Annotated in this window: 8 protein-coding genes, 2 pseudogenes and 1 riboswitch; of the genes and pseudogenes, 9 read left to right on the top strand and 1 reads right to left on the bottom strand. The window is 68.5% G+C overall.

Features of this window, described 5'->3' with window-relative positions; translation table 11 throughout:
* Window positions 1-501 (top strand): annotated as a pseudogene (locus D6682_02575) (type I restriction endonuclease subunit R).
* 274 nt (window positions 502-775) lie between these two features.
* Here the strand turns inward: D6682_02575 and D6682_02570 are convergent.
* Window positions 776-2407, bottom strand: coding sequence for an alpha-D-glucose phosphate-specific phosphoglucomutase (locus D6682_02570; protein RMH52152.1), 1632 nt, complete (start codon window positions 2405-2407; stop codon window positions 776-778).
* 111 nt (window positions 2408-2518) lie between these two features.
* Between D6682_02570 and glgC the strand changes: the two genes are divergently transcribed.
* The 8 genes and pseudogenes from glgC to D6682_02530 all read left to right on the top strand — a co-directional run.
* Window positions 2519-3784: a glucose-1-phosphate adenylyltransferase gene (glgC, locus tag D6682_02565; protein RMH52151.1), complete on the top strand. Its 1266-nt coding sequence runs from the start codon at window positions 2519-2521 to the stop codon at window positions 3782-3784.
* A gap of 8 nt (window positions 3785-3792) precedes the next feature.
* On the top strand, window positions 3793-5490 hold the full coding sequence (locus tag D6682_02560; GenBank protein ID RMH52150.1) for a glycoside hydrolase family 57: 1698 nt from the start codon (window positions 3793-3795) through the stop codon (window positions 5488-5490).
* A gap of 4 nt (window positions 5491-5494) precedes the next feature.
* Entirely contained in the window at window positions 5495-6955 is a 1461-nt protein-coding gene (gene malQ / locus D6682_02555) for a 4-alpha-glucanotransferase (GenBank protein ID RMH52149.1), read from the top strand.
* Window positions 6956-7220: 265 nt separating this feature from the next.
* Window positions 7221-7588, top strand: a pseudogene (locus D6682_02550) (ATPase).
* A 105-nt stretch (window positions 7589-7693) separates the two neighbouring features.
* Window positions 7694-7913: riboswitch (cobalamin riboswitch) on the top strand.
* A 170-nt stretch (window positions 7914-8083) separates the two neighbouring features.
* On the top strand, window positions 8084-9466 hold the full coding sequence (locus tag D6682_02545) for a cobyrinate a,c-diamide synthase (GenBank protein ID RMH52148.1): 1383 nt from the start codon (window positions 8084-8086) through the stop codon (window positions 9464-9466).
* Window positions 9466-10011, top strand: coding sequence for a cob(I)yrinic acid a,c-diamide adenosyltransferase (gene cobO / locus D6682_02540; GenBank protein RMH52153.1), 546 nt, complete (start codon window positions 9466-9468; stop codon window positions 10009-10011). Before D6682_02545 ends, cobO begins: the two co-directional genes overlap by 1 nt.
* Window positions 10008-10820 carry a precorrin-4 C(11)-methyltransferase gene (gene cobM, locus D6682_02535; GenBank protein RMH52147.1) on the top strand — a complete coding sequence of 271 codons (813 nt, stop codon included), beginning with the start codon at window positions 10008-10010 and terminating at the stop codon, window positions 10818-10820. The genes cobO and cobM overlap by 4 nt, the downstream gene beginning before the upstream one ends.
* Window positions 10817-11356 (top strand): sirohydrochlorin chelatase (locus D6682_02530; protein ID RMH52146.1); only part of this gene is annotated, 540 nt, incomplete at its 3' end. The genes cobM and D6682_02530, both read left to right, overlap by 4 nt.

Genomic DNA, 11356 nt, shown 5'->3' with positions numbered 1-11356 from the left:
TCGATCTTTCTCACCTTTCTTGTCCCGAAGCTTCCCGCGCCCAAGGAGGAAGACCTTTCGCGCGGCATTCTCGATGCGGTGGACATGGACAGCTACCGGGTGGAGAAACAGGCCGCAGTGAGAATTGCGCTGGCCGATGAGGATGCCGAGATCGGGCCGGTTCCGACCTCGGGCGGCGGGTCCAGGCCCGAACCGGAGCTCGACCGATTGTCGAACATCATCAAGGCGTTCAACGAGCAGTTCGGCGACATCCCGTGGGAAGACAAGGATCGGGTTCGTAGGCTGATCTTTGAGGATATTCCCGAACGGGTGGCTACCGATGAGGCCTATCGCAACGCCCAGAAACATTCGGACGAGCAGAACGCACGCATCGAGCACGACAAAGCTCTGACGCGGGTGATGACCGCCGTGCTCAGGGACGACACCGAGCTGTTCAAGCAGTTTATGGACAACGAGGACTTCCGGCGCTGGATGGCCGACGTGGTCTTTGGGCTGACCTACCGGCAGCAGGCGGGCATGAGGAGCGGGATTCGACCAGGCCCGCCACACAGGGGCTTGCGCATGCAACCGACGGATTTGTAAGGGGATCGAAGACCACGCTCTTCGATCCCCGCCGCGCAAAAAGCCCACGGACGGGCTTTTTGCGATTCGATCAAAACATTACATCGTTGGATGGGGCGGCTGTTCGGTGAATGCTCCTCTCGGGTATACCCGGTCATCCATCCTCGAAGGCCATTGAACCGACTGAAACATCTTCAGGGCCGCCTCGCCCGGATCAGGTGATCACCGTCGGGCGATCTCGGCCGGTGAAGCGCGGCAGGCGCGACAGCTCCCCCGCCGCCGCGATCAGATCGGCCAGCGCCTGCTGCGCATCCATCCCCTGGCGGGCGACATCCGGCTCGAACGCCTCGAAATAGATGCGGATGGTCGCCCCGACGGTGCCGGTGCCCGACAGCCGGAAGACGATGCGCGCGCCGTCCTCGAGCAGGATGCGCAGCCCCTGCCCGCGGCTTTCGCTGCCGTCGACCGGATCGCGGTAGGCGAAGTCGTCGCACAGCCGCACGCGCCGGCCGGCCACCGTCTGCCCGCGCAGCGCGGGAAAGCGGTCGCGTAGCGCGGCCATCAGCGACTCCGCCGCCTCCCGCTCCACCCCTTCGTAGTCGTGGCGGGCGTAGTAGTTGCGGCCGAAACGGGCCCAGTGGCGCCGCACCACCTCGGCCACCGACAGCCGGCTGCGCGCCAGGATGTTGAGCCAGAAGAGCACCGCCCACAGCCCGTCCTTCTCGCGCACATGGCTGGAGCCGGTACCGAAGCTCTCCTCGCCGCACAGGGTGACGCGGCCGGCATCCATCAGATTGCCGAAGAACTTCCAGCCGGTCGGCGTCTCGTAGCAGTCGATGCCCAGCGCCTGCGCCACCCGGTCGACCGCGGCGCTGGTCGGCATCGAGCGGGCCACGCCTGCGATGCCGTCGCGGTAGCCGGGAATCTCGCGCGCATGGGCGGTGAGCACGGCGAGCGAATCGCTCGGCGTGACGAAGAAATGGTCGCCGAGGATCATGTTGCGGTCGCCGTCACCGTCGGAGGCGGCGCCGAAGTCGGGCGCATCGTCGCCGAACATGCGCGCCACCAACGCCTTGGCGTAGGTCAGGTTGGGATCGGGATGGCCGCCGGCGAAATCCTCTTGCGGCTGCGCGCCGAGCAGCACCGACGCCGGCGCGCCGAGCCGGTCGCAGAAGAGCGCGCGCGCATAGGGGCCGGTGACCGCGTGCATGGCGTCGAACAGCATGGAGAAGCCACCGGTGAGCAGATCGCGGATGGCATCGAAGTCGAACAACCGCTCCATCAGCGCGACATAGTCGGCGACCGGGTCGATCACCTCCACCACCATGCCGTCGAGGTCGAACCGCCCGATGGCGTCGATCGCCGGCGCCTCGCACGAGCTGATGCGGAAGCCGTCGATCCGCCGGCTGCGATCGTAGATCGCCTCGGTCACCGCCTCCGGCGCCGGTCCGCCGTTGCTGGTGTTGTACTTGATGCCGAAATCGCCTTCCGGCCCGCCGGGGTTGTGGCTGGCCGAGAGGATCAGCCCGCCGAAGGCGCCGTGCGCGCGGATCACACAGGAGGCCGCCGGCGTGGAGAGCAGCCCCCCCCGCCCGACCAGCACCCGGCCGAAACCGTTGGCCGCGGCCATGCGCAGGATGGTGGCGATCGCCTGGCGGTTGAAGTAGCGCCCGTCGCCGCCCACCACCAGCGTCGCTCCCCGCACATCACCGATCACGTCAAAGACCGACTGAACGAAGTTCTCCAGGTAGCGCGGCTGCATGAAGCGGCCGACCCGCTTGCGCAGGCCGGAGGTGCCCGGCCGCTGGTCGGCAAACGGCGTGGTGGAATGGATCTCGACCGGCATGCTGCTCCTCCCCCGGCTCGGCGATTTGGGCGGCGGGGATGATAGCAAGGCGGATCCGGCCCTGATAGCGTTGGGCTGCGAAGAGGAGTTCCGAACGGCAGGGGGCGGACGATGGGTGTACAAATAGCGGAACGCAGGATCAGCAAGCTGACCCAGAACACGGTGGCGCTGGTGCTGGCCGGCGGCAAGGGAAGCCGCCTGAAAGAGCTGACCCAATGGCGCGCCAAACCGGCGGTCCCCTTCGGCGGCAAGTTCCGCATCATCGACTTCCCGCTCTCCAACTGCATCAACTCCGGCATCCGCAAGATCTCGGTCATCACCCAGTACAAATCGCACTCGCTGCAACGCCACCTGCAGCGTGGCTGGAGCTTCCTCTCCGGCCAGTTCGGCGAGTTTCTCGAGGTGCTCTCCGCCCAGCAGCGGCTGGGCGAGGAGTGGTACTCGGGCACGGCCGACGCCGTCTACCAGAACCTCGACATCATCCGCCACTACAACCCCGAATATGTCCTCATCCTGGCCGGCGACCACATCTACAAGATGGACTACGGCAAGATGCTCGCCGCCCATGTGGCCAACGGCGCCGACGTCACCGTCGGCTGCATCGCGGTTCCGCTGGAGGAGGCGCGCGCCTTCGGCGTGATGGCGGTGAACGACGAAGGGCGGATCGTCGAGTTCGCCGAGAAACCGGAGCAGCCCCGCCCGATGCCCGACGATCCGAACAAGGCGCTCGCCTCGATGGGCATCTATGTCTTCAATGCACGCTACCTGCGCGACCGGCTGGTGGCGGATGCCGCCGACCGCGACTCGCTGCACGACTTCGGCCACAACATCATCCCCGGCGCCATCGCCCGCGACGAGATCTTCGCCTTCCGCTTCATGAACGCCAACACCGGCGCACCGGGCTACTGGCGCGACGTCGGCACCATCGACGCCTACTGGGCGGCCAACATGGACCTGGTGCAGGTGCAGCCGGAGCTCAACATGTACGACGACAACTGGCCGATCTGGACCCAGCAGGAGCAGCTTCCGCCGGCCAAGTTCACCTTCGACGACGACGACCGCCGCGGCATGGCGGTCGATTCGCTGGTCTCCGGCGGCTGCCTGATCACCGGCGCGGTGGTGCGCCGCTCGGTGCTCTTCTCCAACGTGCGGGTCCACTCCTACAGTCGGGTGGAGGACAGCGTGGTGCTGCCCGACGTCGAGATCCGGCGCAACTGCCGCATTCGCCGCTGCGTGATCGACAAGGGCACCATCCTCCCCGAGGGGACGGTGATCGGTGAGGATCGCGAGGCCGACAGCCGCCGCTTCCGTGTGTCGGAAGGAGGGGTGATCCTGGTCACGCCGGAGATGATGGGCCAGAAGCTGCACGAGGCCTGACCCCGATCGTGAACAGCAGCCGCCCGCTCTCGGTCATCTTCTGCTGGCACATGCACCAGCCCTTCTACCGCGCCGCCGACGACGGCCGCTACCACCTGCCCTGGGTCTACCTGCACGCCATCAAGGAGTACACCGACATGGCCGAGCTGCTCGCCGAGGCGCCGGAAGGAACGCGCGCGGTGGTCAACTTCGTCCCATCGCTGACCGAGCAGATCGAAGACTACGCCCGTCACCTTCACCTGTGGCGGCAGGAGCACCACACCCTGCCCGATCCATTGCTGACGCTGCTCGCCCGCGACGACGGCCGCTATACGAGCGAGGAACGCGACTACCTGCGCACCGCCTGCTTCCGCATCCAGCACGAACGCAACCTCTACCGCTATCCGCCCTACGCTCGGCTCAAGGCGATCGCCGATTTCGCCCGGCAACAGCAATGCGCGCACTACCTCGACAACCGCTTCTTCGTCGACCTCGTGGTCTGGTACCATCTGGGCTGGCTGGCCGAGACGGTGCGCGCCAGCCACCCGACCGCCGAGCGGCTGTTGGCCAAGGGAGAGGGGTTCGACTGGGAGGATCGCCGCGCGTTGATCGACCTGATCGCCGAGCTGCTGGCGGAGGTGACCGGCCGCTACGGCAGGCTGGCGGATCAGGGGCGGGTCGAACTCTCCACCACACCCTACGCCCACCCCATCCTGCCGCTGTTGCTCGACTTCCATGCCGCGCGCGAGACGGTGCCCGATGCGCGGATCCCCGCCGAGCCCTACCCCGGAGGGAAGGCGCGCGCGCAGCACCACATCCAGTTGGCCCGCGAATGCCACCGGCACAGCTTCGGCCGGGCACCGGTCGGCTGCTGGCCGGCCGAGGGCGCGGTCTCCACCGAGGCGCTCGCCCTGCTGGGTGAGGCGGGCTTCGCCTGGTGCGCCACCGGCGAGGCGGTGCTGCACCACTCGCTGGGCTACAACCTGCGCGAGCGGCAGCCGCACGCCCTCTACCAGCCCTGGCGGGTGGGCGGCGGCGACCACGCCATCACCTGCTTCTTCCGTGACGACCGCCTCTCGGACAAGATCGGCTTCGAATACGCCAAGTGGGCCACCTCCGACGCCGTCGCCGACCTGATTCGGGAGCTGCAGATCGTGCGCCACCGCTCCCAGAGCGCCGCGCGGCCGGTGGTGGTGATCGCCATGGACGGGGAGAACGCCTGGGAGCACTACGAGGCCAACGGCATCCCCTTCCTGCGGCAACTCTACCGCGCCGTCGTCGAACATCCCGATCTGGAGATGACCACCTTCGCCGACTACCTGGCGGGAACCAGGCCCGAGGAGATTCCCACCCTGCCACGGCTGGTCGCCGGATCGTGGGTCTTCGGCAACCTGGCCACATGGATCGGCGATGCGGCCAAGAACCGCGGCTGGGAGCTGCTCATCGCCGCCAAGAAGGCGGTGGACCGCGCCTGGCCGGAGCTCGACGAGGGGCGGCGGGCGCAGGTCTCCGAGCAACTGGCCATCTGTGAAGGCTCCGACTGGTGCTGGTGGTTCGGCGACTACAACCCGTCGGAGGCGGTGCGCGACTTCGACCACCTCTACCGCCGCCACCTCGCCCGGCTCTACACCCTGATCGGCGCACCGCCGCCGGAGGCGCTCTCCCTCCCCATCTCCCACGGCGGCGGTGATGCCGAAGGCGGCGGCACCATGCGGCGCGGCGGATAGGCGGATGACCCTGCGGCGCGGCGGCCTGCTGCTGCACATCACCTCGCTGCCCGGGCCGCTGCCCAACGGCGTGCTCGGCGCGGAAGCAATCGAGTTGCTGCACCGCATGCGCGACGCCGGCTGCCGGCTGTGGCAGTTCCTCCCCCTCGGGCCGACCCATGGCCACGGCTCTCCCTACGAATCGCGCTCCACCTTCGCCGGCAACCCCGAACTGATCGACCTGCGCGACTGCGCCGCCTGCGGCCTGCTCGACGAAGCGCTGCTGGCGGAGGTCATCGCAGGCCGGGCCACCATGGCGCAGGCGCGCCGGGCGATGGTGGCGCGCTTCCGCGAACACTGGACGGAGCAGGAGGAGTGGCGGCGCTTCCTCGCCGACAACCGGGCATGGCTGGAGGATTACGCCCTCTTCTCGACCATCCGCCGGCTGCACAACGAGGCGCCGTGGTGGCGCTGGCCACAGCCGCTGCGCGACCACGATCCGGCGGCACTGGCCGAGATCGCGCATCGACACGAGGAGGCGCTGCTGCAGGTGCAGATGGAGCAGTTCCTCTTCGACCGCCAGTGGCGCGCGCTCAAGGAGGAGGCCGCTGCCTGCGGCGTGGCGCTGCTCGGCGACCTGCCGATCTATGTCGCCCACGACTCGGCCGATGTCTGGGGCCGGCGCCAGCTGTTCACGGTCAACGACGAAGGGTTGTGCGACGAGGTGGCCGGCGTGCCGCCCGACTACTTCAGCGAGAACGGCCAACGCTGGGGCAACCCGCTCTACCGCTGGGAGCGGATGGCCGAGGAGGGGTTCGACTGGTGGGTGGCGCGGGTGCGTCATCAGCTGGCCCGCGTCGATCTGCTGCGCATCGACCACTTCCGCGGGCTGGAGGCCTACTGGGCCATCCCCGGCGATCGGCGGGACGGCCGGGTGGGCGCGTGGCGCAAGGCGCCGGGGGCACAGCTGTTGCAGACGCTCGACGAAAAGCTGGGCAGCCTGCCGCTCATCGCCGAGGATCTTGGGCTGATCACCGAAGAGGTGCATGCCCTGCGCCGACGCTTCGGCCTGCCGGGGATGAAGATCCTGCAGTTCGCCTTCGGCGGCGGCGCCGACAACCCCTACCTGCCGCACCACCACAGCCGCGACATGGCCGTCTACACCGGCACCCACGACAACGACACCACCGTCGGCTGGTGGCAGAGCGCCCCGCCGGAGGTGCGTGCCCATGTGCGGGACTACCTGGGCCTGCCCGACGCGTGCGACGCCGCCGCGATCAACCACGCCCTGATGCGTCAGGCGCTGGCCTCGGTCGCCGATCTGGCCATCCTGCCGATGCAGGATCTGCTCGGCCTGGACGGCACCGCCCGGCTCAACACCCCGGGCACGGTGGAGGGCAACTGGCGCTGGCGGCTGCGCCGGGCGCAGATGGAGCAGGCGCCGTGGGAGGAGCTTGCGGCGTGGAACCGGCTCTACGACAGATAGCCGATCGCCCGGTCACAAGGGCCTCAAGGCCTGATGGTTTCGCGAGAACCCATCATCTCGGCGTTGGCGTGCCGCGCAAAACCGAAGCTTGCGAATGCAAGCGAAGGTTTTGTAAGGGAATCGAAGAGCGCGCTCTTCGATTCCCGTCGAGCAAAAGGTCCACGGACGGACTTTTTGCGGTGTGATCAAGGCCTGAAGGTCGGAGACACCATGCCGCATAAGGCGACGCGCCAAAGCGGCACGGCATCGCCAGCGTAAGGAGCCTGTGATGACCCAGATCTACGAACCTCCCCGGGTGGAGAGCCTGCATGTCCAGAACTACCGGGCGCTGCGGGACGTGCGTCTGGATCGCCTCACGCCGCTCACCGTGCTGCTCGGCCCCAACGGCAGCGGCAAATCCACGCTCTTCGACGTGTTTGCCTTTTTGTCCGAATGTTTCACCCAGGGGCTGCGCAAGGCATGGGAGCGGCGGGGCCGCTTCCGAGAGCTCAGGAGCAGGGACGCGGACGGCCCCGTGGTCATCGAACTCCAGTACCGGGAAAACCCCGACACGCCCCTCATCGCCTACACCTGGAGATCGATGAGAAGGACCGGGGCCCGGTGGTCGAACGCGAGTTTTTACGCTGGAAGCGTTTTGCAAGGAGATCCGTCATGAAGATCCGCACCCGTGCGGGGAGCGGTGCGGCGGCCGGCGGGTAGTGCGGGTGCCGCACCTTCCCCGAGCCGGCCGGGAGGGATAGGGTTCCGCCCCGCTCAGGTGCCCCGACGCGCCGCCGCGTGCCGGGGTGAAACGGGAAGTCCGGTGGGATTCCACTTTGAATCGAGGCCGGCGCTGCCCCCGCAACTGTAGGCCTGACGAAGCCACGCACCACGCCACTGTCCGGTGCCCGGGCGGGAAGGCGGCCGTGGCCGAGGACGAAGGCGAGCCAGGAGACCGGCCTGAGCCGAGAGACGGACCGGTGCCCCGGGGTGCGGGCACGGCCGGGTGATGGTCGCCATGCGCAGCCCCGGCTGTCGCGGGCGCCACCCCTAAGCCGCCCTCCCCCTACCCGGGCATCGCCCTCCGCCACCACCGATGCGAGGAGCGGACCGATCGGCAACCCCACCCCCCCACCGACACACGGCTGGATGATCGCCGGAATCCACTCCGGCTGCGGCAAGAGCACGGCGATGCTGGCGTTGCTGCAACTTCTTACCGCCCGCGGTATCCGTGTGGCGCCGTTCAAGGCGGGGCCGGACTTCCTCGACCCGATGTGGCACCAGGCCGCCTGCGGCCGGGAGAGCATCAACCTCGACACCCGCATGATGCGCGAAGAGCACTGCCGCGCCCTCTTCGACGCCCACTGCGCCGATGCCGACATCGCCCTGGTCGAAGGGGTGATGGGGCTGTTCGACGGCGCCGACGGTGTGGGCGGCCCGGGTTCTTCCGCCCATCTGGCCTCCCTGCTCGAACTGCCGGTGATCCTGGTGGTACCGGTCCGCGGCATGAGCGGCTCCATCGCCCCGCTCGTCGCCGGATTCACCGCCCGAGCCGAACGCGCACGCATCCGGATCGCCGGCATCCTCGCCAACCACGCCGGAAGCGCACACCACGCACGGATGCTGGGCGACCTGCTCGAACGGGAGGGGCTTCCCCCCCTGATCGGATGGATCGGCAAGGAGGGGCCGCAGCTTCCGGAGCGTCATCTGGGGCTGGTCACCCCCGGGGAATGCGGTGGTGTGCCCCCCGATCTGGCCGTCGCCCTCCACCTCGCAGGGCCATGGTCGGAGGCCCTCGCCTCCCCCCTCCCCCGCCGGGGCCCGGTCCCGACCGATCCCCTGCGCGGTGCCGCCGGGATGCTGGAAGGAACGACGATCGCCGTCGCGCGCGACGTAGCCTTCTGCTTCCTCTATCCCGCCAACCTGGCGTGGCTGCGGTCGGCGGGGGCGACCCTCCGCTTCTTCTCCCCCCTGGCGGGCGATCGACTCCCTCCCGACGCCGACGCGGTGTGGCTGCCGGGCGGGTACCCCGAGCTCCATGCCGGCCGGCTGGCCGACGCGCCCTGCTGGCCGTCCCTGCGGGCGTTCATCGCCTCGGGTCGGCCGGTGCTGGCCGAGTGCGGTGGCATGATGGTGCTGGGTAACGCGATCGTCACCGCCGAGGGGCGTCGACTGCCGATGGCCGGCATCCTCCCCTGCACCTTCCGCATGCACCGAAGGCTGGTCGCACTGGGCTACCGGGAGGAGGCGGGTGGCATGCGCGGCCACGAGTTCCACCACTCCGAACGCCACTGCTCCACCCCCCTCCCCCCCTGCTTCGACCTGCCACGGGGCGATCGCGGCATCCGCCACGGAGGGGTGCGGGCCTCCTACGTCCACTGGTACTTCCCCTCCGCGCCCGAAGCGGCGGCGGCGTGGTTCTCCGGTGGAGGAAGGGCGGCTTCGCAAGCGGCCGTCGTCCGCGGCGGGGGCGATCGCACGAACCGTAAGCCCATACAGACGGGCAACCGATGCGCCGGACGGGCGGCCTGATGGGGCTCAAGCGACGGGAACTGCGGCGCGGAATCACGCTGGTGCTGACCGGCGCAGGCAAAGGCAAATCCTCCAGCGCGTTCGGCATGGCCTTTCGCGCCGCCGGCTGGGGCATGAAGGTGTGCGTGATCCAGTTCATCAAGGGCAAATGGCAGACCGGCGAGCAGCAGGCGGCCGCACGCTTCGACAACATCGAATGGCATGCGCTGGGCGACGGCTTCACCTGGGATACGAAGAATCCGGAGCAGGACATCGCCACCAGCCGTTCCATCTGGGCGCTGTGCCAGGAGAAGCTGCGCTCGCATGCATACGATCTGATGATCTGGGACGAAATCAACTATTGCTGCGGTTACGGTTGGATCTCGGGCGAGGAGATCGCGCGCGTCATCCGTGAGGAGAAGCCGCGGTGGATGCACCTGATCCTGACCGGGAGGCATGCAGCGGAGGCGGTGATCGCGGCGGCCGATACCGTCACCGAGATGGGCATGGTCAAACACGCCTTCGCCGACCAGGGGATCCGGGCACAGCAGGGGATCGAGTTTTGACGAGTTCGCGGCAAACCGGCGGCACGGGAAAGGTCTGGTTCGTCGGCGCGGGGCCGGGCGATCCCGAGCTGCTCACCTTGAAGGCGGCGCGGCTGCTGCGTAAGGCCGACGCGGTGCTCTATGCCGGCTCGCTGGTGGGCAGGGCCTGCCTCGAACATGTCACCTCCGCATGCGAGGTGGCCGACTCCAAGGGGATGACGCTGGAGGAGATCACCGCCTGGCTGATCGAGCGTGCCGCGCGCCACGAGATCGTGGTCCGCCTGCAGACGGGCGACCCCTCGCTCTACGGAGCGTTGATCGAGATGGCGCGCCCGCTGGAGCGCGCGGGGATTGAAGTGGGCGTGGTGCCCGGGGTCTCCTCGGCCTTCGCATCGGCGGCCGCGGCTTGCGAGAGCCTGACCCTGCCGGAGGTGACGCAGACGGTGATCCTCACCCGCGTGGAGGGGCGCACGCCGATGCCCGACGGCGAGCGGTTGCGCGATCTGGCCAGGCACAAGACGACGATCTGCCTGTTCCTCTCCATCACGCTGCTCGCCAAGGTGCGGGAGGAGTTGCTCGCCGCCGGTTGGCGCGAGGAGGATCCGGTGCTGGTGGTGCACAAGGCGAGTTGGCCGGGGGAGGAGAAGATCGTGCGCGGTACCATCGGCAACATCCGCGAACGGTGCAGGGCCGAAAAGATCGCCTCCCAGGCGATGATCGTGGTCGGCCCGACGTTGGGGGCGCGGCGGTGGCCGGAGCTGAAGCGGTCGAAACTGTATGATCCGGGTTTTACCCATCGCTTTCGCAAGGCCGCGGGAGAGGGGGGATGAACGAGACGATCCTGCTCGTGGGCCATGGCTCGCGGGATCCCGCCGGCAATGCGGAGATCGAGCGTTTCGCCGAGGTGTGGCGCTCGCGGTGGCCGGCCGCGCGCATCGAGGTCTGCTTCATCGAGTTCGCCGAGGTGCTGCTCGACGAAGGGCTGGATCGGGCCGCGCGGGACGCGGCAAAAGTGATCGTGGTGCCGCTGATCCTGGGGGCTGCTGGCCACGTGAAGATGGAGATTCCGCACCATGTCGAGGATGCGCGCAGACGCCATCCGACAGTCGAGTTCGTGGTTGCCCCGCACCTGGGCGCGAACGAGGAGATTCTGGCATCACTTGGCCGCAGCCTGCGCAAGGCGATGCGCGCGCTGGACATGCCCGATCCCACGACCACCGGCGTGGTGTTGCTTGCGCGCGGGTCGTCGGACATGGCGGCCAATGGGGAGGCGGCGAAGATGGCCCGCTGGCTGTTCGAGCGGAGCGACCATGCATGGGTGGATCTCGCCTTCACCGGCATCACCTGGCCGCGGCTGGAGGCGGTG

It is taken from the genome of Zetaproteobacteria bacterium (assembly GCA_003696765.1).
In the GTDB taxonomy this organism is placed as follows: domain Bacteria; phylum Pseudomonadota; class Zetaproteobacteria; order Mariprofundales; family J009; genus RFFX01.
This window is presented reverse-complemented; position numbering and strand designations above follow the sequence as displayed.

What these genes read in the sequence shown, in the direction of transcription:
- glgC (RMH52151.1), top strand. Translation starts at nt 2,519, where the DNA reads ATGGGTGTACAAATAGCGGAACGCAGGATCAGCAAGCTGACCCAGAAC.
- D6682_02545 (RMH52148.1), top strand. Translation starts at nt 8,084, where the DNA reads ATGATCGCCGGAATCCACTCCGGCTGCGGCAAGAGCACGGCGATGCTG.
- cobO (RMH52153.1), top strand. Translation starts at nt 9,466, where the DNA reads ATGGGGCTCAAGCGACGGGAACTGCGGCGCGGAATCACGCTGGTGCTG.
- D6682_02570 (RMH52152.1), bottom strand. Translation starts at nt 2,407, where the DNA reads ATGCCGGTCGAGATCCATTCCACCACGCCGTTTGCCGACCAGCGGCCG.
- malQ (RMH52149.1), top strand. Translation starts at nt 5,495, where the DNA reads ATGACCCTGCGGCGCGGCGGCCTGCTGCTGCACATCACCTCGCTGCCC.